Here is a 22,025-nt window from a genome sequence, read left to right as displayed (position 1 = left end):
GGAGACAACGGGGCGGCAGACCCCGGCTTCACGGCCTGCGCGCTGGCGCGCAGGCCGGTTTTTCCTTTCATGCCAGCACACCCTTTGAGGAGACAACCATGAATGCATTCCACAACAAACGATTCGCCGTCAAAGCCATTGCCGCCTGCGCGCTGATGGCGGGCGCCCTGGGCTTTTCCGGCCTTGCATCGGCACAGACCAAACTGAAATGGGCCCACGTTTACGAGACCTCCGAGCCTTTCCACAAATGGTCGGTCTGGGCCGGCGACGAGATCAAGAAGCGCACCAACGGCAAGTACGAGATCCAGGTGTTCCCGGCCTCCACATTGGGTAAAGAGGCCGACATCAACCAGGGCCTGACCCTGGGCACGGTGGACATCATCCTCACCGGCGCGAGTTTTGCCGGCCGCACTTACCCGCCGCTGGCCATCGGCTACTTCCCATTCATCTTCCGCGACGCCGAGCACCAGCTCAAGTTCGCCAACAGCGATGTGTTCAGGGAACTGGCCGCCGGCTACGACCAGAAGAGCGGCAACCACATCACCGCGCTCAATTACTACGGCGCGCGCCATGTGACCTCCAGCGCGGCCCGCCCCATCACCAAGCCTGAAGACATGAAGGGCCTGAAGATCCGCGTGCCCGACGCGCCGGCCTATATGGCTTTTCCCAAGGCGCTGGGCGCCAACCCGACGCCGATTGCCTTTGCCGAGGTCTACCTGGCGCTGCAAAACGGCACGGTGGACGCGCAGGAAAACCCGCTGCCCACCATAGAAGCCAAGAAGTTCTATGAAGTGCAGAAGAACATCTCACTGACCGGCCACATCGTCGATTCGCTGCTGACAGTGGTGTCGGGCCAGCTGTGGAACAAGCTGACCGCGGATGAGAAAAAGATTTTCAGCGACGTGATGCTGGAAGCCGCCGAAAAAACCGGGCGCGAAATCATCGCCTCCGAGGCACGGCTGGTTGATGAGTTCAAGAAAAAAGGCAACAACGTGATCACGGTCGACAAGAACGCCTTCCGGGCGGCGGTGCTCAAGAGCACTTCGCCTGCGGACCTGGGTTACCGCCAGGCAGATTACGACCGCATCATCAATCTGCGGTAGCCACCCGTAAAGCTACTGCGCGGCCAGATCTCGCGCCTGTGATGCTCGCCGTACGGAAGTACGGCTGCGCTTCTCGACGCGACCTCTGGCCGCTCGCTACGCTTTCCGGGTGACTACCGGCGCCCTGCTGCACAAAGAGAAAGATTAAGGAAACAAGATGACCGAAAAAATCATCAGCGACGACGGTTCATTCCACACCGAGGACGAGGTGGTGGACCTGTCCGCCACCACGACGGAGGGCTGGGTGGCCCTGGCATTTTTCTGGCTGCTGGGCGCCACGGTGCTGTACCAGTTCGTCACGCGCTATGTTTTCAACGACTCGGCGGCGTGGACCGAGGAGATCGCGCGTTATGAACTGATCGCCGTGGTGTTCATAGGCGCGGCCGTAGGCGTTGCCAAGAACAACCACATCCAGGTGGATTTTTTCTACCGCCACATGCCGGCAAAGATGGGCCGCATCATGTCCACGCTGACGGACCTGCTGCGCATCGCCTTTTACGGCGCGGCGGTGTTCATGACTTTTCAAATGATGGAAAAAATCGGCAACCAGACCCGCATGACCATTGTGGACCTGCCCATGAACATCGTCTACGGCGTATGCCTGCTGGGCTTTGCCGCCATGCTGGTCCGGTCACTGCAAGTTGCGCTGGTCCATTACCGCCGCGGCTACAGCGTGCTGGAGCGCCCCGAATCCACCATGCAAGACCGCTGAACGCGACAGACCCCTCATCATCATGCTCAAAATATTTTTCCTGATCTTCATGGGTGCCGGCATACCGGTCGCCGTCGCCATGGCGGGCGCCTCGCTGGTCTACATCCTGGTCACCGGCAACCTGCCGCCCTTTGTGGTCATACACCGCATGGTATCGGGCATAGACAGCTTTCCCTTGCTGGCCGTGCCTTTCTTCATCCTGGCCGGCAATCTCATGAACAACGCGGGCATCACCACCCGCATCTACAACTTCGCGCTGGCCCTGGTGGGCTGGCTCAAGGGCGGCCTGGGCCACGTCAATGTCCTGGGCTCGGTGATCTTCGCCGGCATGAGCGGCACGGCGATCGCCGACGCGGCCGGCCTGGGCACCATCGAAATCAAGGCCATGAAGGAGCACGGCTACTCCTCGGAATTCGCGGTCGGCGTGACCGCCGCCTCGGCCACGCTGGGCCCCATCATCCCGCCCAGCCTGCCCTTTGTGATCTACGGAATGATGGCCAACGTGTCGATTGGCGCGCTGTTCCTGGCCGGGCTGCTGCCGGGCCTGTTGATGGCGGTGCTGATGATGCTGACGGTGGCCTACTTTGCCCACAAGAACAAATGGGGTGCCGACATCAAGTTCTCAGCCAGCCGCCTGGGCAAAGCCCTGATAGAGCTGGGCGTGGTGGCGGCCTGGCCGCTGGTGCTGTGGGCGCTGATCAGCATTGCGGGCGCGCCGGCGCAGGTCACGGTGATTGCAGGGCTTATCGCCCTGTTCGTGCTCGACAAGATTTTTAAATTCGAGGCCGTACTGCCCATCATGACGCCGGTGCTGCTGATAGGCGGCATGACGACTGGCCTGTTCACACCCACCGAAGGCGCGATCGCGGCCTGCGTCTGGGCCATGGTGCTGGGCTTCTGGTGGTACAAGGCGCTGAAGTTCAAGATGTTTATCAAGGTCTGCCTGGACACCGTCGAGACCACCTCCACCGTGCTGTTCATCGTGGCGGCCGCATCCATCTTCGGCTGGATGCTGACGGCCACCGGCGTGACCACCGCGATCGCCGCCTGGGTGCTGGGCTTTACCCAGAGCCCCTGGGTGTTTTTGCTGCTGGCCAACCTGCTGATGCTGTTTGTCGGCTGCTTCCTGGAGCCCACCGCCGCCATCACCATCCTGGTGCCCATCCTGCTGCCCATCACCGCGCAGCTGGGCATAGACCCCGTGCATTTCGGCCTGGTGATGGTGCTCAATCTCATGATCGGCCTCTTGCACCCACCCATGGGCATGGTGCTGTTTGTACTGGCGCGCGTGGCCAAGCTCTCGGTGGAGCGCACCACCGTCGCCATACTGCCCTGGCTGGTGCCCTTGCTGCTAAGCCTGGGCATCATCACCTACTTCCCCAAGGCAGTACTCTGGTTGCCCAAGATGTTTTATTAACTGGGGTACAACCGTCCATACATTCACGATGACTTCCATGACGACCACCACCAAGCCCCCTGCCACGCCCTTTATCCGCCTTCATCCCGCCGACGACGTCCTGATTGCCCGTGCGCAGTTGGTGGGCGGCACCCAGGTCGAGAACATCACCGTGCGCGGCCTGATCCCGGCCGGCCACAAGATCGCCACGCGCGCGCTGGCCGCGGGCGAGCCGGTGCGGCGCTACAACCAGATCATCGGCTTTGCAAGCAAGCCGATCGCGCCCGGCGAGCATGTGCACTCGCACAACCTGGACATGGGGCCCGACAAAGGCGACTTCGCGCGCGACTACGCCTTCGGCGCCGACGTGAAGCCCGCGCCCGCCAGACGCGAGGCCACCTTCATGGGCATCAAGCGGCCCGACGGCCGCGTGGCCACGCGCAACTACATCGGCATACTTTCCAGCGTGAACTGCTCGGCCACGGCGGCGCGCGCGATTGCCGACCATTTTTCGCGAAAGAACAACCCGTCGGCGCTGAAGGACTTTCCCAACGTCGACGGCGTGGTGGCGCTCACGCACGGCACGGGCTGCGGCATGGACTCCGACGGCCTGGGCCTGCAGATCCTGCAGCGCACGTTGACGGGTTACGCCACGCACCCCAACTTCGCGGGCGTGCTGGTGGTGGGGCTGGGCTGCGAGTCCAACCAGATCAATGCCTGGCTGGCCCACGGCAGCCTGCGCGAGGGCGAAACCCTGCGCGTCTTCAGCATCCAGGACACGGGCGGCACGGCCAAGACCGTGGCCAAGGGCATTGCCATGATCAAGGAGATGCTGCCGCAGGCCAACGCGGTGAAACGCGAACCCTGCAGCGCCGCCCACATCACCATAGGTTTGCAATGTGGCGGCTCCGACGGCTATTCGGGCATCAGCGCCAACCCGGCGCTGGGCGCGGCGGTGGACCTGCTGGTGGCCCACGGCGGCACCGCCATCCTCAGCGAGACCCCTGAAATCTACGGCGCCGAGCATCTGCTCACGCGGCGCGCGGTACGGCCCGAGATTGCCGAAAAACTGATCTCGCGCATCAAATGGTGGGAGCACTACACCGAGATCAACGAGGGCGAGATGAACAACAACCCCTCGCCCGGCAACAAGGCCGGCGGCCTGACCACCATCCTCGAAAAATCCCTGGGCGCGGTGGCCAAGGGGGGCACCTCCAACCTCGAGGCGGTGTATGAATACGCCGAGCCCGTGGGCGCGCACGGTTTTGTCTATATGGACACGCCGGGCTACGACCCGGTCAGCGCCACGGGCCAGGTGGCCGGCGGCGCCAACATCATCTGCTTTACCACCGGCCGCGGCTCGGCTTACGGCTGCGCGCCCTCGCCCTCGCTCAAGCTGGCCACCAACTCGGCGCTGTGGCAACGGCAGGAAGAAGACATGGACATCAATTGCGGCGAAATCATCGACGGCGGCGTGTCGGTGCAGGAGATGGGGCAGCGCATTTTCGAAATGGTGCTGGCCACGGCCTCGGGCGAGCCCAGCAAGAGCGAAAAACACGGCTACGGGCAAAACGAGTTCGTGCCCTGGCAAGTCGGCGCCGTGATGTAAACCTCACCCTCATCCTCCAAGGTCCATGCAAAAAAACATCCAAGCCTCAGCCCTGCGGGCCCACTGCGCCCGCATCCTCGTCGCGGCCGGCAGCTCGGCGCAAGAAGCCGACAAAGTCGCCTCCAACCTGGTCATGGCCAACCTCAGCGGCCACGACTCGCACGGCGTGGGCATGCTGCCGCGTTATGTGGACGCGGTGCTCGAAGGCGGCCTCACGCCCAATGCGCAGGTCAGGACTGTGCTGGATGCCGGCGCGCTGCTCAGCCTCAACGGCCAGCGCGGCTACGGCCAGGTGGTCGGCGAGCAGGCCATGGTGCTGGGCATGGCCCGCGCCAAGGAACAGGGCAGCTGCATCCTGGCGCTGGCCGAATCGCACCACCTGGGGCGCATAGGCCATTTTGCCGAGATGGCGGTGGCCCAGGGCCTGGTGTCGCTGCATTTCGTCAACGTCATGACGCGGCCCGTGGTGGCGCCCTGGGGCGGCGCCGACGGCCGCTACGGCACGAATCCCTGCTGCATAGGGGTGCCGCTCAAGGACGCCCCGCCCTTTGTATTGGACTTCGCCACCAGCCGCGTGGCCCAGGGCAAGATGCGCGTGGCGCACAACCAGGGCAAGTCCGTGCCGCCCGGCCTGCTGATCGACGAGCACGGCCAGCCAACCACCGACCCCGGCGTGGTGGTGGTGCCGCAGGCCAACGGGTTTTTCGGCGCGCTCATGCCTTTTGGCGAGCACAAGGGCTACGGCCTGGCCGTGGCTTGCGAGCTGCTGGGCGGCGCGCTGACCGGCGGCGGTACCTGGCACCACCCGGCGGTGGGCACACGCGCCGTCTACAACAGCATGCTGACCATACTGATAGACCCGGGCAAGCTGGGCACGCAGTCGGCCATGGAAACCGAGGCCCTGGCCTTCGTCGAGTGGCTGCGCAAAAGCCCGCCGGCCGACGGTGAGCACGGCGTGCAGATTGCCGGCGAGCCCGAACGCCGCGCGCGCGTGGAGCGCGAGCGTGACGGCATAGACATTGACGCCAGCACTTGGGAAGAAATCGTGGGTGCTGCCGGTAAGGTGGGGCTCAGCCTCTAGCGGTCAGGAAAACCGCCAAGCAGGGGCCGCGGAACTGGCTTTGCCCGGCCGCAGGCGCCGTCCCCTGGAAGGGGAAAAGGCACGACACGAAGTGCGTGTCCGATAGGGGTGATTCTTTTTCCAGTGGGGGCCGGGGTCTGGCTTTGCCGGCCCCAAGGCGCCCGTCCCCTGGAAGGGGAAAAGGTGTGACACGAAGTGCACACCGATAGGGGTCAGCCCAATATAGTGGCCAGGCTGGCTTCGAGGTGTTCGGAGGGCAGGCGTTTAAAGCCCGAACGGGCAAAACGCTGCAAACGCCCGACCATAAAGGCCACAATGACCGAGGCGCGCACCTGGGCGTCCACCGTAGGGGTGGCGGCGCCGCTGGCGGCTGCCGCGTCGCGCAGGCTTTGTTTGAGGCTGGATTCCAGCTTGTCGAAGAACTGGTTCATGCGCTCCTGCAGGCGCTCGTTTTCAAACACCAGGGCATCGCCGACCATGACGCGGGTCATGCCGGGGTTTTTCTCGGCGAACTGCAGCACCATGACCACCAGCTTGCGGGTGCGGATCGAGTGGTCGGGCTCGCGTTCGCCGATCTGGTTGATCAGGGTGAAGACGCTTTGCTCTATGAATTCGATCAGGCCCTCGAACATCTGGGCCTTGCTGGCGAAATGGCGGTAAAGCGCCGCTTCGCTGACTTCCAGCCTGGCCGCCAGGGCCGAGGTGGTGATGCGTTCGGCGCCCGGCTGCTCCAGCATGGTAGCCAGCGCCTGCAGGATCTGGACCCGGCGCTCCCCCGGTTTGGGGCGCTTGCGCACCGCAGGCTCGGCGGAGGCTGGCGTGCCTTGGGGGCTCAGTTCAGATTCAGGCGCAAGGTCGGACATAGGCGATCGAGTGGAGAATGTTTCAAAAAACCGGATATCGTTGCAATTCATTCTCGCACAGGGAAGTGACGGTTCAGGGCTTGAGCAGCCTGGGTTTTAACGCGTGAGGCGTAGCTACAACGTTCTGTTTCGTAACAGCGAGCGCTCACTGTGGCGGGCGGACTACAAACTCAGGCGCACCCGCAATCCGCGCGGTCCCGAGGCCTCGGTGCCGCCGTCGCCCAGCTCCAGCTGCGAATGGTGGACGCGGGCAATTTCGCTGGCGATGGCCAGGCCCAGGCCGTTGCCCTCGCCCTCGGTGCCCTGGACCCGGTAAAAGCGCTGCAAGGCCTTGGCGCGCTCACCGGGCGCAATGCCGGGGCCGTCGTCCTCGACCTCCAGGAACACGCCCCAGCGCGGATGCTCGGGGTCGCCGCCGGCGTCCGGTGGCTGCGGCCCGGCGCTGAGGCCGCAGCGCAGGGTGACGGTGCCGCCGGCCGGTGTGTACTTGACGGCGTTGTCGACCAGGTTGCCCAGCAATTCGCGCAACAACCATTCATAACCCGTGGTCTGGGCGGGTTCGGCCTCCAGCCCCAGGTCTATGCCCTTGCGGGCGGCGGCGTCCAGGTGCAGCGGCAGTATGGACTCACACAGGTCCTTGAGGTCCACCCGCTGCATGGGCTGGGCGGCCGCGGCCGTGGCGTCGGCGCGCGACAGCGCCAGCAGCTGGTTGGCCAGCTGCGAGGTGCGGCGGGTCGCGTTGCGCAGCTTGGTGATCTTCTCGGCCGACAGCGTGACGGCGCCGTCCGAACCCGCGGCCTGCGCCACCCGGGCCGCCTGGGCCCAGGCCTCGACTTGCGCCTGCAGCCCGGCCAGCGGCGTGCGCAGCTGGTGGGCGGCATCGGCCACAAAACGGCGCTGGCCCTCGGCCTGGTCGTTGACCAGGCCGAACAGCCGGTTCAGCGCGCTGACCAGCGGCTGGACCTCGGCGGGCGTGGTCTGCGGGTCTATGGCGCTCAGGTCGCGCGGGCTGCGGCGCTCCACCGCGTCCTTGAGTTCGATCAACGGCTTGAGCGCGCGCGTGACGGCCCAGTTGAGCGCAAAACCCGCGGCCATCACCAGGATGAGGTTGGGCAGTATGACCTTGAGCAGCACCGAACGCACCCACTGCTGGCGCGGGTCCGAGCCGTCGGCCAGCTGCACGATCAGCTCGCCGGCGGCCGTGTTGGCACGCTGGGCCGCAATGCGATAGGTCACGCCCTTGTGTTCGATGCTGTGGAACTCGGTCTCATGCGTGGCCGGCAGGAGTTCGGGAATCCATTCTTCCCCCGCCATGAATTCGCCCTGGACATCGGAAATCCGGAACCCGGCGAAGCCGATGCGGCCCTTGAGGAAGTCGTCCACCGGGGGCGCCAGCAATAGCAAGGGCTCACGCCCGCCGGGGGTGATGCCGGGCCCCACCACGGAATCGGCCAGCAGCGGGATCAGCCGCGCCAGTTGCTGGTCCTTTTGCAACGCGACGTTCCCGGCGGTCTGGTAGTCGAAGTAAACGCTGACCAGCGCAAAAATACCCAGCGGCACCAGCAGCAGCAAGAGCAGGCGGCGCTGCAGGCCGGACTTCATGGCCGGTGGCACCAGGCGGCTGTGGCCGGCTCGCGCGGCCAGGGCAGCCAGGCGGGCCTTGAGGCGGTCGGCCCAGGAACGGCCGGGGGCGTCCATGCGCGCGGCGCTTACTCGGTGCCCGCGCCGGGCAAGCCGGGCGCGGCCTCCGTCAATTCCAGGCGGTAGCCAAAACCGCGGATGGAGCGCACGGCAATGCCGTGCGGCTCCAGCTTGCCGCGCAGGCGCGAGATGTAGACCTCAATGGCGTTGGGCGTGATCTCCTTGTCCCAGCCGGTCATGGCCTGCAGGAGCTTGTCCTTGCTGGCGGGTTTGGGGGCATTGATCAAGAGGTATTCCATCACCGTCCATTCGCGCGGGCCGAGTTCTATCAGCTGGCCGTTGGCGCGCGCCTCGCGGTTGGCGGTGTCGAGTTCCAGCGCGCCGAAGCTCAGGGTGGCGCTGGTGGCAGCCTGCGAGCGGCGCAGCAGCGCGCGCAGGCGCGCCAGCAGTTCGGGCAGCTCAAAGGGCTTGACCATGTAGTCGTCGGCGCCCAGGTCCAGGCCCTGGACCCGGTCCTGCAGCGCGTCGCGCGCGGTGAGGATCAGCACCGGCATGGCCATGCCGCCGCGGCGCAGGCGCCGGGTCAGCTCCAGCCCGTCGATGCGCGGCAGGCCGATGTCGATGATGGCGGCGTCAAAGGTTTCGCCCTGCAAGACTTCCTCGGCCCGCTCGGCGCTGCCAACCCAGTCGACCGCGTAACCGGCGTCGCTAAGCCCCAGCTTGATGCCGCTGGCCACCATCACATCGTCTTCCACGAGGAGTAATCGCATCACGAATTGTCCGGTTCGCTGCCAATACCTAACTATGAGCGCCGCGGCCTGTTCTTGTTCTTTTCGGCCTCGCGACTGCCCGCCAGCCCGCAGTCTGACAGAGCCGCACTTTCACGAGGCTGACGGCGGGCGGCCACCGGCCCCGTGGCTGTTGTCAGTGCGAGCGAATCATGGTGCCGTAGGCCTGGTCGGTCAGGATTTCCAGCAGCATGGCGTGCGGCACCCGGCCGTCGATGATGTGCACCGAGTTCACGCCGCTCTTGGCCGCGTCCAGCGCGCCTTCGATCTTGGGCAGCATGCCGCCCGAAATCGTGCCGTCGGCGAACAGCTCGTCGATCTCGCGGGCGCTCAGATCGGTGAGCAACTCGCCGGCCTTGTTGAGCACGCCTGGCGTGTTGGTCAGCAGCACCAGCTTCTCGGCTTTGAGCACCGTGGCCAGCTTGCCGGCGACCACGTCGGCGTTGATGTTGTAGCTCTCGTTTTCCTCACCAAAGCCTATGGGGCTGATCACAGGAATAAAGGCGTCGTCCTGCAGGGCCTTGACCACGCTGGGGTCTATGCTGACGATGTCGCCGACAAAGCCGATGTCGTGCTCCTTGGACGCGTCGTCCTTGTCGACCATCTTGAGTTTTTGCGCGCGGATCAGGCCGCCGTCGCGCCCGGTCAGGCCCACGGCCTTGCCGCCGGCCTGGTTGATCAGTCCCACGATGTCCTGTTGCACCTGGCCGGCCAGCACCCATTCGACGACTTCCATGGTTTCCTCGTCGGTGACGCGCATGCCCTGGATGAAATGGCCCTTTTTGCCCAGGCGGTTGAGCGCGGCTTCGATCTGCGGACCGCCGCCGTGCACCACCACCGGGTTCATGCCCACCAGCTTGAGCAGCACCACGTCCTCGGCAAAGTCGGCCTGCAGGGCCGGGTCCGTCATCGCATTGCCGCCGTATTTAATGACCAGGGTCTTGCCGTGGAACTTGCGGATATAGGGCAGCGCCTGGGCCAGGATTTCGGCTTTGTCGCGCGGGCCGACGTGGGAGAGGTCAGGATCAGTCATGGAGGTGTCGCTCATGGCCAAAGGTCTAAAAAGGGAGGATGGCGCCATTGTGCAACATCGCCGGCGCTCCCACGGTGCCGGGCTGCCGGGTCAACGCAGCGTGGTCAGGTAGGCCGGATCGAAGCGGCCTGGGCGGTAGCCGAAGTCGCGCGTAGCCTCCTGGTGGTCGAACACCAGGTCGGCCTGCATGCGCAGGGCCATGTCGGCCGTCAGGTGCGAAAAGCGCGGATGCAGCCGCGCCAGCCGCACCGCGATACGGAAGGCCCAGATCGGGACGGGGATGAAAACCGGCTTGCGGCCCAGGGTCTCAAAAATGCGCCGCACCATGTCGGCATAGGCCAGGGTTTCGCCGCCGCTGAGGTTGTAGGCCTTGTCGAAACTGGCGGGCGCATCCAGGCTTTGCACGCAGGCCAGTGCCAGGTCGCGTGCATTGACCGGCTGGCGGCGGCCCAGGGCCTGGCCGAAGCGCGGGAAAAAGCCGAAGCGGCGTACCAGCCGCGCGATGTCGGCCACGTTGCGGTCCCCGCCAGCGCCGCCGTAAATCAGCGTGGGCCGAAAAATTGTCCAGGCCATGCCCAGCCGCTCGCACTCGGCCGCCAGGCGCTCCTCGGCCGCGACGAGTTTGTTGACCACCTCCAGCTCATAGGGGCTGGCCGAGGCCAGCTTGGTGAAGCGGCTGGTCGAGCTGAAGGCAATGACACGCCGCACGCCGCGCGCGTGGAATTTTTCAAGCCAGTCCGGAAGCAGCCACAGGCTTGCGGTGTGGATCAAGGCGCCGGCCTGCACGGGAGGCAGTTGCGCGCTGTGGTCGGCCAGGTCGAGGGGATGCCAGGCGCTACCGGCCGGGCCCGCGGGCCGTTTCCGCCCGAGCAGGGCGGCGGGAACACCCCGCTCACCCAGAATGGGCACCAGCAGTGAACCTATGGTGCTGGTAGCACCGGTGACAAAAACCGTCCCCAGGCCGTCACGCATGGCTTATTCGTCCCGCAGTTGCCGGGCAGTTTTCCTGAGGGCTGCGTCCACGGAAAGAGGTGGATTCCAGCCCAGCAGGCGCTGCGTTTTGCTGATGTCGACCTGCAACGTGTCGCAAAGCCGCTGAATCACCGGCTCTCTGCCGAGCAGCCGTCCGGCCAGCCTCAGGAGGAACACGGGTACGGGCAATAGCCTTGCAGGCCTGTCCAGCGCCGCCGCGGTCCGCCGCAACAGGTCCGACACGGCCAGGTCCTCCCCATCGCTGACCAGGAAAACCTGGTTGGCCGCCTGCGGATGGCGCAGGCATACGGCAATCAGATCGACCACGTTGTCGACAGCCACAAAGCTGCGCTGGTTGTCCAGCGCCCCCAGCGGCAAGGGTACGCCCTTCAATACCCAACGCATCATTGCATGGAAGTTGGCCTTGACGCCGGGGCCGTACACCAGCACGGGGCGAACGATCACCACCTCCATCCCGGTTTCCGCGGCCAGTTGAATCAAGGCCTGTTCCGCTTCAAATTTGGAGATGCCGTATGGATCAATCGGCTTGGGCGGATCATCGGCCGTGAAAGGCTGGCCGACCACGGTTGCCTCTCCGTTGACCTTGACCGAACTCACGAAAACAAAACGCCGCACGCCTGCCTTGGCGGCCTGGCGCGCCAGGTTCAGGGTAAGCGCCACATTCACCCGGCGAAACTCAACCAGGGGATCGGCAGCCGTATCGCGCATCTGGTGCACGCGGGCGGCAAGATGGACAACGCTGTCCATCCCTACAAGTGCGGGCGCCCACTCGGTATGCTCATCAATTTCGCCCATGACCCAGTGATCCGATACGGCCGCCTGGCCGTTCGAGCTTTTTTTCCGGACCGCCCCGCGCACGCTGCAGCCCTGCGATGACAGAACCGCGCATAAAGCCTGGCCGATAAAACCATTGGCTCCCGTCACCAGCACCCGCAGCCCCACCGGATCGGCCAGCGGCCTGGAGGCGACGGGCGTTCGGGGCTCGACCGAAGGCTTGCTTTTAAAAACACCTCCCCATTTGAGCCAATAGAGCCAGCCGGACCTCACCGTGCCAAGCTTGGCACTCAGGGACCGATGGGTGTCCCGGGCCCACTGGTGGACAACACGGACGGCCGGCACATACACGGTGCGAGCAGCCGGCAGCAGGCGCCGGCCGATGTCCGCATCTTCGTAGTGGAGGAAAAAGTCCGGGTCAAAGCCACCGATTTTCTGCAAAGGCGCCGTGCGGAAGAACATGAAACAGCCGGTCGGATACTCCACCGGATGAATAGGTTTTTCGTAGTCGCAATCACGCATCTCGAACTCGTGAATAACGAAGTCCAGCTTCTTTTGAAGCCACAGTGGCGAGAAGCTGCGCAGGAACATGACGAGCAAGGTCGGATTGCGCTTGCACAGGTAGTGGCGCTCCCCATCTTCTCCGAACACAGCAGGGGTCAGCAATCCGACATCGCTGTGAGCTTCCATAAAGCGCAGCGCCTCAACCAGGGCATCCGAATCTACAAAAAGATCCGGGTTGACGACAATGTGGTAGTCGGAACTGGTGCCCGTGATGGCCAGGTTGTTGCCGCGGCCGTAACCAATATTGCCTGGCGAGCGCACCAATTGCAGCGTCCAGTCCGGAGCCTTCGGACGAAAGCCTTCCAGCCAGCCTGCGATCTTTTCGTGCATCGCCTGGTCGTCCGAGTTGTCGACAAGACTCAAACCAAGCTGCAGTGAATAGCGTTGCCTGGCGAGCCGTCCGGCCTCCTGCAGTGCAAGCAAGGTGCGCTCCAGAGTCGCCAGATCCGGCTTGAAAAGAACCAGCGAGGCACTGATGACGATCGGGCTCATGTCAGCCGCCTGCGTGCTCATCCGGGGCCTGCCGGCTCACAATGGCCGCAGGAACTCCCACAGCAAGCGCATAGGCGGGTACGTCGCGCAGGACCACGGCATTGGCGCCGATCTTGGCGTGATCGCCAATCACGATACGCCCGATGACCTTTGCACCCGCACCGATGAGCACATTGCTGCCGACAACCGGGCGCTTCTCCACCGTAAAACCCATATCGGGCTCACTGGTTCCCAAGGTCACTCCCTGCAGGATGGTGCAGTTCTCGCCAATGCTTTGCGCGCCTATGACCGTCCCCACAGTGTGCGGCAGGAACAGGCCGCCGCCGATTTGCACTTGCGGAGAAACCTCAATACCGAAAACAAAAACATTGAGCATGGAAAACAGTTTCGCTACCGGGCCAAGGCCGCGCGCGTGAAAAAACTCCGCCAGGCGCAGCAAGACCACCGGTGCCATGCGCGGGCTCAGGCAGGCAAGGAGCAGCCTTGGGACCGACACGGCCCCCACATGGCCTCGCAGGCGGTAATACCGCTCTATATCCAATTGCAACTTTTTCACGAAACCACCTTCTTGTAGGCAAGAAGCGCTGCGCCGGCTGCGCCCAGGCCCACCACCATACTCAACCCTGTCACAAGCCCGGAGTTGGCCCATTGCGGCCCCGACAAAGCCAGATAGAACAGCGGCGAAGTGCCGGCCAGCAAAAAAGGCCAGATGTCACGGCGGCACATCAGCCGGTTCTGAAGACACGCATATTCCACCACGAATACCAGGTAAAGAAAATTCGGCAGCACAAAAGCCCAACTCAAGGCCTGCAGCGATCCGAAGCTGTCAAGCGCGTAACGCGTTGAGGCAAGCAGCATCAGGTTCAAGGCGACGTCGGAGACGACCAGGATGCGGGAGTTGCGCGTTGCAAGAATCAAGGTCCCATAAACCCAGGAGACGCCCCGGAATATCACCGCGATGACCAGGACCATCAAAACCTCGCCCGAGGCCTGGAACTGCGAGCTATAGAGCAGGTGGATCAGCGGCTCCTTGAGCAACACCATGGCATGGCAGACAAGAATGCCGGCGCCCAGCACGAGGTAGGCCGTTTTCAACATGCAGGCCCTGCGGTCCTCAGGGCGCACCGCCGCGGTGAGCCTGGGCAGGTAGATCGCGCTGCAAGCCGTCAGGAACAAAGTGGTGTAGTTGAAGGTCAGGGTCCAGCCCGCGTCAAACAATCCAGCAAAAGCCAGCCCCTTCGCCTCGATCACCCAGGACCGGACCAACAACAGGGCCACGGTGGTTGACAGCGCCGCCACGAGATTGGAAAAAGCAAACCGCACAAATGCCCGACTTTGCGCCTTGGGCAGCGCGCCAAGCCGCAGGGCGCGCTCAAGCTTGGGCAGGCGTGAGACGCCGAAAGCGCCCACGAGGCAGGTCACGCCGAAACACAATACAAAGGCCCCGGACAAAAGTTGCGGATCCGGCGGCAAGTGCCACCAGCCCGCGCCCCCGAGCAGCATGACCAGTGCCGCCGGCCCGGCAATCTGCGCAAGCGCCAGATAAGGATAGGATCTGTAGCCATTGAGCACAGCCAACGCATAGGTCCCGCCGACGTTGAGCAGGACGGCCAGGGCGATCCAGCGCACGGTCGCCACCAGAGCCGGCGCGCTCGAAGCCAGGAAGAATTGTGTGAGCAAAGGCGCCGCGGCGGCGATGACCAGCACCACGGCGAAGCCCGACAGGCAAACCAGGCGCGCCGCCGTTGCCCGGAATTGCCGGCGCGTGGCTTCATCCTTGCGCTCGGCAAGGCCCTGCACCACGGAATTGGTACCGCCGAATGTGGCGCCTACGGTGGCGGCTTGCGCCATCTGCCGGAGTTGGGAAAATAACCCGACGCCCTCCGGCCCCATCCAGAACGCCATGGCCTTGAAACTGAGCAACCACAAAAAGGCCGAGCCAAAGACACCGGCCGTACTGACCAATATCCCGCTTTTGAGATAGGCAGGAGATATGCGCATGAGCCCCGGCGCTACGCGCCGTGCCTGGACACGGCCGGGGGCCGCAAACGGGACAGCAGCACACCCCAAAGGAAATACGCAAAGATTCCCGGATAGGGCTGGCGCAGCGTCACCTTGAAATTGCTGTCGATGATGACAAGGTAAAAAACAATGGCAAGCAACCACCAGGTTTCGGTCGACAGTGTTTTGCGCTGCCGCCAACATAGGTAACCCGTGTAAGCGATCATCGAAAGTATGGGCAGCAACGCGACCAGGCCGAAGGTGTAAACCGTGTCCATGTACCAGTTGTGCGGGCTTGCCCTTATCTCGCGGGGCATGGGCTCAGGATGGCCCACCAGAATGGTCTGCGGGGTTTCGAGAATGCCTTTGCCGAAGAGCTTCCAGTCTCCGAACCGCTCCTGGACATTCAATGGAATTTTTCCTTGCAGGACGCTTTTGAACTTCCCGTGGAACAGGCCGTGCTCGCCCTCCACCGAAGCGCGCTGCCCATCCATTTTCCCGAAATAAGCGAACGCTCCGAGGACAATGAGCGCGATCAACGCCAAGGCCGCAATTCTTCCCCTTGAATTTGTTCGATATCTCCACAGCTCGCGGCCCCCAAAAGCCGCGGCAAGGGCCAGATAAGCAAAAATGGTCAGGAAGGACAGACTGGCCGTCACGTAAACGAACATCAGTACGGCCATAACGCAGAGCCAGAGCCTGTACTCTTCCCAGAGCGACGTCAGCGAATAGGCAAACGCGCATACCAATATCAGCGTCACATACTGGAAATGGGAGTAAATGCTGAAGGCATACAGGTAGTGCGTGAGGATCAACCCGCCCTGCATCCAGGTGGCGAGCAATTGCCAGGGAACCACAACGGAAAGCACGACCAGAAACGCTCGCGCAATGACTTTGTCCCTGTCGTCAACCAATTGCCCCAACAGCAACCCGACCATGGGAAGCAGTATCTGCAGGGTCACGATGAGTTTGCGCAGCGGCGAAGTCGAGCCATCGGCGGCCAACCACAAGGAAAGCAGGCTCACAAAAACCGTCCCGACAATCATGGCAACCGCCACGCCGGCCCTGCGCTTGTCGCTTGGCAGAAAAACAAGCGCGGCCAGGCAGACCAGAATGGAAACAGGAAGCGGAAGCTTTGTCAGCACCCCGTGCGAATCGATGATCGCGTTGAGATCCCTGTATATCCCGCCGTCAAGCTGAAAAAACAGGGGAAAGAGTATTCCCAGGCCAATGCACCATAGCCATACGTTCCTATTTTTGCTCTGGAGTGTCATCGTTGGACATTTTAAATTAATGGGTAAGAGCCTCGATCCACGGGAGGCTCCCTTGTTCGCGGCAGCGCTTGCGGAGTTCTTGCCCTTTTATGGCGCGTGCAATTCGCGGTAAACGGCCAGCGTTTGCCGGGCCACCTGCGCCTCTGAAAATTCCGCCTCCACCATTTGCCGGCCTTTCGCTCCCATTTTGAGCCGAAGTTCGGGCTCATCCAATAGGATCTCGAGGGCATCGGCCAGGCCCGTCGCATCGCGCAAAGGCACGAGGAAGCCATTTTCTCCATGCCGCACGATCTCGCGGCACCCAGGCGCGTCAGTGGCGACAAGTGGCCGTCCGCACGCGGCGGCTTCCAGCAAGACCTTGGGCAATCCTTCACGGTAGGACGGCAGGCACACGATATGGGCTTGAGCGAACGCCCCCGGCATATCGTCGCAACGCCCCCAACACTCCACGACGCCGCTCTGATGCCACGCGTTAAGCTGCGCCTGCGGGATAGATGCCGGGTTATCGGCATCGCCGTCACCGACAAGAACAAACCGCGCCGTCTTCCCCCGGGCACGAAGCAATGCGGCAGCCCCCACAAACTCGCCGACCCCCTTGTCCCACAGCATCCGCGAAGCCAGCATCACAACCGGGGTGCCCTCAGGCTCAGGCATGGGAGAAAACCGCTGGATATCGACTCCCGAACCGCGAATCAACCGAACCCGGGACGACGCCACAAGACCACCGGACACCAGCAAGGCGCGGTCGTCGGGGTTCTGCAGTATGAGCACATTGCGCCCGGCATTGAGAAGGACCCGAAAAACCTGGGACACCACGGCCCTGAGCAGGGCCGCATAGCGGCTTCCCGACGTAAAAAGAAAACCCATTCCAGCAAGCGCGTTCACAACTGCAGGCCGCCGCAGGAGCATCGCGGCAAGCGAGCCGTAGAGCACGGGCTTGATCGCCACGTGATGGGTGATGTCGGGTCGCTCGCGCCAATAGATCCGCACTATTTCGGCAATGGCCGCCAGTTCCCGAAATGGATTGCGGCCCCGGCGGCGCAGGCCTATCGGTATCAGCTTAAAGCCTTCAGCTTCGATCTCGGCGCCCCGGGTTCCCACCCGGGTTGCAACGACGACCTCGTATCCGGCTTCCTGCGCGGCACGCGCCGGCGGCAAGCGATGCGAACAGAAATACCAGTCCTCGGTCACGAGGAACAGCAGCTTCTTGCGACCCGCGACCGGCATAAGCCCCCCGTTCAAGAGATCACCCGATCCAGGGCCGAGGCGTGCCAGGCGCTTGCAGGAAAAAACATCACAGGCGCAGGTCGACCGCGCCGGCCTCGAGCACATACTTCAGGTCATAAAGCACATGCACCGGCTTGCCGAGGGCACGGATACCGTCGGCCCCCATGGCGCGAAACTGGTTGTGGGCGACCGCGAGAATGATGCCGTCATAAGTGCCCGCCTGCGGCTGCGCGATGGGCGTGATGCCGTATTCGTGAACGGCTTCCTCAGCTGAAACCCAGGGATCGTAGACGTCGACCTTGCAGTTGTAGTCATTGAGTTCCGCAACGATATCGACGACGCGGGTGTTTCTGAGGTCGGGACAGTTCTCCTTGAACGCAAGCCCCATGACAAGAACGCGAGCACCGTCAACATGGGTTCGTTTTTTTGTCATCGCTTTGACGAACTGGGCCACCACGTAGCTGCCCATGCTGTCGTTGAGGCGCCGGCCAGCGAGAATAATTTCGGGATGGTAGCCAATCGCCTGGGCCTTGTGCGTCAGGTAGTACGGGTCTACGCCAATGCAGTGGCCGCCGACGAGGCCGGGCCTGAACGGCAGGAAATTCCACTTCGTGCCGGCTGCCTTGAGCACCGCTTCGGTATCGATTCCCATTTTGTTGAAGATCACCGCGAGCTCATTGATGAGAGCGATGTTGAGGTCGCGCTGCGTGTTCTCGATCACCTTGGCGGCCTCGGCGACTCTGATACTGGGAGCTTTGTGCGTGCCGGCCACGATGATCTCGTTGTAGAGCGCATCGACCAGGTCCGCAATCTCGGGCGTGGAGCCGGAGGTAACCTTCTTGATCGTGGTGACCCGATGCTCCTTGTCTCCCGGGTTGATGCGCTCGGGGCTGTAGCCGGCGTAAAAATCGCGGTTGAACTTCAGGCCCGAAAATTTCTCAAGCACGGGCACGCAATCTTCCTCGGTCGCGCCGGGGTAGACCGTGGATTCGTAAATCACGATATCACCAGCCTTGAGCACCTTCCCTATCGTCTCGCTGGCTTTGATCAGCGGCGTCAGATCGGGGCGCTTGTGTTCGTCAATCGGCGTCGGTACCGTCACGATAAAGACATTGCACTTGCGCAGCTCTTCAGGATTGCTGGAGAAGGTAAGAAGCTTGGCGTCGCGCAGCTCCTCGGGTTCGGTTTCAAGGGTGTGGTCTTTGCCGGACTGAAGTTCGGCAATGCGCCGGACATTGATGTCGAAACCGACCACAGATCGTTTTTTTCCGAATTCCACAGCCAGAGGAAGCCCTACATAGCCGAGGCCCACGATAGCAAGTTTGAGTTTGGAGTTGTCGTTCATAAATTGGCGGAATCAGTGGGTAGGAGACATCAGGTCACGGACATACCATTGCATCGCCTCTTTCATGCCGTCAGCAATGGTGTGTGTGGGTTCGTAGCCCAGGCGCGATTGGGCTTTAGCGATACTGGCCAGCGAGTGCCTCACATCACCCGCACGGAAATCCCGGTATTGAGGCGCATCCACGCGCAGCTCCGGCAGGTGCTTTTGAAGCTCGCTCTTGATCAGGCGGTGCAGGTCGTTCAAAGTGGTGCGGTCGCCGACCGCGACGTTGTACACCTGATTGAAGGCATCGGTATTCTCCCGCGTCGCCGCCAGCAGGTTGGCCTGCACGGCATTGGCGACGTAGCAGAAATCACGGCTTGTCTCACCGTCGCCGTTGATGAAAACCGGCTCGCCTTTGTGCATTGCGGCAATCCACTTCGGGATAACGGCCGCGTAAGCGCCAGCCGGGTTCTGGTGCGGCCCGAAAATATTGAAGTAGCGCAAGCCGATGGTATTGAGCCCGTAACAACGGCCGAAAACCTCGGCGTAAAGCTCATTGACGAGCTTTGTCACCGCATAGGGCGACAAGGGCTTGCCGATCCTCTCCTCGATTTTCGGAAGGTCCGGGTGATCGCCGTAGGTCGAGCTTGAAGCGGCATAAACAAATCGCTGGATGCCCGCGTCCCGCGTGGCCACAAGCATGTTCAGGAAACCATCGATATTCGCCCGGTTGGTGCGGATGGGGTCTTCCAGCGAGCGCGGCACCGAGCCGAGTGCAGCCTGATGCAAAACTACCTGAACACCTTTGACCGCCTCATGGCAGTTGTCCAGATCGCAAATATCGCCTTCAATGAAGCGGAAGTTTTTCCACCGCTCAGGCCCCACCACCGCCTCGATCTGCTCGAGGTTCTCGCGCCGGCCCGTCGCAAAATTGTCGAGGCCGACGACTTGTTGATCGAGCGACAAAAGGGCTTCAAGCAGATTGCAACCCACAAAACCGGCCACACCGGTGACCAGCCATGAACGCGGGCTCTGCGCAAGCTGTCTCTTCAGGGTTTGATAGTCGTTCATTGCAGGCTTGTCAAAGACTGGGATACCGGGTCATTCTGGGAATCGAGCCACATCTGGAACATCAGCACGTTCCAGAGCTGATACTGCCAGTTTCTTCGGCCCGACAAGTGTTCGTGCCATTTCTGGCGGATCGGGGCTGGATGGAAGTACCCCTCCCTCTTCAGCCGTGACTCGTCGAGCAACGATTCCGCCCAGGAGCGCAGCGGCCCCCGGAGCCAGGCATCAATGGGCACGCTGAAACCCCGCTTGGGACGCTCGATCAACTCCCGCGGCACGTGGCGATACAGCACCTGCCGCAAAATCCATTTACTTTGGCCTTCGCGCAGTTTCATCGCTTGCGGCAACCGCCAGGCCCACTCGACAACGCGGTGGTCGAGAAACGGGACCCGTGTTTCGAGAGAGACGCCCATCGCGGCCCGATCCACTTTGGCCAAAATGTCGTCCGGCAGATAGGTAAGCAAATCGAGCGCCATCATGCGCTCCACGTCATCAAGACCTGACAGTGCCGGCGCGTTGCCGCTCAGCAGCGTGGGAGGCTCGGGCCCGTCGACGACGACTGCCGCCGGATCTTGCCACTGAGACACAAGCCCCAGGTAAAGGTCGTCAACTGACTTGCTCGCCAGCACTCCGGCCCCTTTGTGCAGCTTGTCGCCTGGTTGTGCCACGCGTGCCGAACGCGGTAACAGGGGGCCTGCCGCGCCGGCGATGCGGTTCCAGGTATCGGGTGACACGGCCGTCAAAGCCTTGGCAAGCAACTGGCGCACCGGGAGTGGTATGCGCGACAGCTTTCGCCAGAGCCTGTGGGTGAGCTGGTAGCGGTTATAGCCGCAGAAAAGCTCGTCTCCGGCATCGCCCGACAAGGACACCGTGACATGCTTGCGCGCCAGTTGCGACACAAGAAAGGTCGGTATCTGGGACGAATCCGCAAAAGGCTCGTCATACAAGGCGGGCAGTCTCGCAATGACATCCATGGCCTGCGCCGCGGTCACATACAGCTCGGTGTGATCCGTGCCCAGGTGCTTGGCCACCGCCATGGCGTGTTCGGCTTCGTTATAGCCTTCCTCATGGAAGCCGATCGTGAAGGTCTTCACGGGTCGCGATGATTGCGCCTGCATCAACGCCACAATGGTGGACGAATCGATGCCGCCGGACAGAAAAGCACCCAAGGGCACATCTGCAACCATCTGGCGGCCAACGGCATCCTTGAGCAAGGCTTCGAACTCGTCCACGGCCTGGCTCTCGGATCGGGCGGAGGGGTTCGCCACGCCGCCCTCGGCCGCCGCGATGCCCGACCAGTACTGGGAAAGGACCGGCTCCCGCTGATTTCGCGACACGGCCAGCAGGCACCCCGGCGGCAACTTCGAGATGCCTTCATAAATCGAATAAGGCGCGGGAATGTACGCATGCCGCATGAACAGGCTCAATGCACCGCGGTTGATCCCGGCCTTGAATGCCGGGTGTGCCCGCATCGCCTTGAGTTCGGAGCCGAACAGGAAGGTCTCACCCTGCCAGCCGTAATACAGAGGTTTTTCCCCCAGCCGGTCGCGCCCAAGGGTCAGGGTGCCGGTCTGGCGATCCCAGAGCGCGAAGGCGAACATGCCGATAGCCATCTCAATGGTGGCCTGGATGCCGAGGCTATCGAAGCCGGCGAGCAGCGTTTCGGTGTCGGAATGGCCGCGCCATGCGAGCGCCACCGGTGAAGACGCCTGCAAGCGCTGGCGAATGTCGTTGTGGTTGTAAATCTCGCCGTTAAAGATGATGACATAACGCCCGCTCGGCGAATGCATCGGCTGGCTGCCCGCTTCGGACAGGTCAAGAATGGAAAGACGGCGATGGGCCAAGCCAACGCCCGCGTTGTCGTCATGCCAGTACCCGCTGGCGTCCGGGCCGCGATGACTGATCCGCCCAGCCATGCTCCGGAGAAAGCCATCAGCAGACTCGATTTTTTTCTCGGAAAGAAAGCCCGCCAATCCACACATTGCATTTCCACTCGTCTAGGGCCGGCATGTCGTGCCTTAACCGTCAACACAAAGGTTCGTCATCAAGCGACCATCGGTGACGCCGCCTGGCAGCGCC

At 62.8% G+C, this 22,025-nt stretch carries 18 protein-coding genes; 5 read left to right on the top strand and 13 right to left on the bottom strand.

What is annotated here, in order from left to right:
• Positions 1–98 precede the first annotated feature (98 nt).
• The 5 genes from ACEN8I_RS13825 (at position 99) to ACEN8I_RS13805 (ending at position 5,901) form a co-directional block, all read left to right on the top strand.
• Positions 99–1,103, top strand: a complete 1,005-nt coding sequence (locus ACEN8I_RS13825) for a sialic acid TRAP transporter substrate-binding protein SiaP (RefSeq protein WP_413329055.1) — start codon at positions 99–101, stop codon at positions 1,101–1,103.
• Between the two features lie 157 nt (positions 1,104–1,260).
• Entirely contained in the window at positions 1,261–1,815 is a 555-nt protein-coding gene (locus ACEN8I_RS13820) for a TRAP transporter small permease (RefSeq protein WP_413329054.1), read from the top strand.
• Positions 1,816–1,837: 22 nt separating this feature from the next.
• The gene (locus ACEN8I_RS13815) at positions 1,838–3,232 is read left to right on the top strand and encodes a TRAP transporter large permease (RefSeq protein ID WP_413329052.1); all 1,395 of its coding nucleotides are present in this window, start codon (positions 1,838–1,840) and stop codon (positions 3,230–3,232) included.
• A gap of 37 nt (positions 3,233–3,269) precedes the next feature.
• A complete protein-coding gene (locus ACEN8I_RS13810) occupies positions 3,270–4,820 on the top strand; it encodes a UxaA family hydrolase (RefSeq protein WP_413329051.1) in 1,551 nt (516 codons plus the stop codon).
• 25 nt (positions 4,821–4,845) lie between these two features.
• On the top strand, positions 4,846–5,901 hold the full coding sequence (locus ACEN8I_RS13805; RefSeq protein ID WP_413329050.1) for a malate/lactate/ureidoglycolate dehydrogenase: 1,056 nt from the start codon (positions 4,846–4,848) through the stop codon (positions 5,899–5,901).
• A gap of 212 nt (positions 5,902–6,113) precedes the next feature.
• Here ACEN8I_RS13805 and slmA read toward each other — a convergent pair whose 3' ends face one another.
• The 13 genes from slmA to asnB all read right to left on the bottom strand — a co-directional run bounded on the left by slmA (position 6,114) and on the right by asnB (position 21,928).
• Complete coding sequence (gene slmA, locus ACEN8I_RS13800; RefSeq protein WP_413329049.1) at positions 6,114–6,764, bottom strand: nucleoid occlusion factor SlmA; 651 nt, start codon at positions 6,762–6,764, stop codon at positions 6,114–6,116.
• Between the two features lie 162 nt (positions 6,765–6,926).
• Complete coding sequence (locus ACEN8I_RS13795; protein WP_413329108.1) at positions 6,927–8,366, bottom strand: ATP-binding protein; 1,440 nt, start codon at positions 8,364–8,366, stop codon at positions 6,927–6,929.
• Between the two features lie 107 nt (positions 8,367–8,473).
• Positions 8,474–9,175, bottom strand: coding sequence for a response regulator (locus ACEN8I_RS13790; protein WP_413329048.1), 702 nt, complete (start codon positions 9,173–9,175; stop codon positions 8,474–8,476).
• Between the two features lie 154 nt (positions 9,176–9,329).
• Entirely contained in the window at positions 9,330–10,241 is a 912-nt protein-coding gene (argB, locus tag ACEN8I_RS13785) for an acetylglutamate kinase (protein ID WP_413329047.1), read from the bottom strand.
• A 75-nt stretch (positions 10,242–10,316) separates the two neighbouring features.
• Positions 10,317–11,198 carry an NAD-dependent epimerase/dehydratase family protein gene (locus ACEN8I_RS13780; RefSeq protein WP_413329046.1) on the bottom strand — a complete coding sequence of 294 codons (882 nt, stop codon included), beginning with the start codon at positions 11,196–11,198 and terminating at the stop codon, positions 10,317–10,319.
• A gap of 3 nt (positions 11,199–11,201) precedes the next feature.
• A complete protein-coding gene (locus ACEN8I_RS13775) occupies positions 11,202–13,049 on the bottom strand; it encodes an NAD-dependent epimerase/dehydratase family protein (protein ID WP_413329045.1) in 1,848 nt (615 codons plus the stop codon).
• A gap of 1 nt (position 13,050) precedes the next feature.
• Positions 13,051–13,605: a serine O-acetyltransferase gene (locus ACEN8I_RS13770; protein ID WP_413329044.1), complete on the bottom strand. Its 555-nt coding sequence runs from the start codon at positions 13,603–13,605 to the stop codon at positions 13,051–13,053.
• The gene (locus ACEN8I_RS13765; RefSeq protein ID WP_413329107.1) at positions 13,602–15,050 is read right to left on the bottom strand and encodes an oligosaccharide flippase family protein; all 1,449 of its coding nucleotides are present in this window, start codon (positions 15,048–15,050) and stop codon (positions 13,602–13,604) included. Before ACEN8I_RS13765 ends, ACEN8I_RS13770 begins: the two co-directional genes overlap by 4 nt.
• 11 nt (positions 15,051–15,061) lie before the next feature.
• A complete protein-coding gene (locus ACEN8I_RS13760) occupies positions 15,062–16,324 on the bottom strand; it encodes a hypothetical protein (RefSeq protein WP_413329043.1) in 1,263 nt (420 codons plus the stop codon).
• 87 nt (positions 16,325–16,411) lie between these two features.
• A complete protein-coding gene (locus tag ACEN8I_RS13755) occupies positions 16,412–17,551 on the bottom strand; it encodes a glycosyltransferase family 4 protein (RefSeq protein WP_413329041.1) in 1,140 nt (379 codons plus the stop codon).
• Positions 17,552–17,618: 67 nt separating this feature from the next.
• Positions 17,619–18,896 (bottom strand): Vi polysaccharide biosynthesis UDP-N-acetylglucosamine C-6 dehydrogenase TviB, encoded by a 1,278-nt coding sequence (gene tviB / locus ACEN8I_RS13750; protein ID WP_413329040.1) that lies wholly within the window; start codon positions 18,894–18,896, stop codon positions 17,619–17,621.
• A 12-nt stretch (positions 18,897–18,908) separates the two neighbouring features.
• Positions 18,909–19,949, bottom strand: a complete 1,041-nt coding sequence (locus ACEN8I_RS13745) for an SDR family oxidoreductase (RefSeq protein ID WP_413329039.1) — start codon at positions 19,947–19,949, stop codon at positions 18,909–18,911.
• A complete protein-coding gene (gene asnB / locus ACEN8I_RS13740; protein WP_413329038.1) occupies positions 19,946–21,928 on the bottom strand; it encodes an asparagine synthase (glutamine-hydrolyzing) in 1,983 nt (660 codons plus the stop codon). Before asnB ends, ACEN8I_RS13745 begins: the two co-directional genes overlap by 4 nt.
• Positions 21,929–22,025 lie beyond the last annotated feature (97 nt).

The organism is Polaromonas sp. CT11-55 (assembly GCF_047303325.1).
Taxonomy (GTDB): domain Bacteria; phylum Pseudomonadota; class Gammaproteobacteria; order Burkholderiales; family Burkholderiaceae_C; genus Polaromonas.
This window is presented reverse-complemented; position numbering and strand designations above follow the sequence as displayed.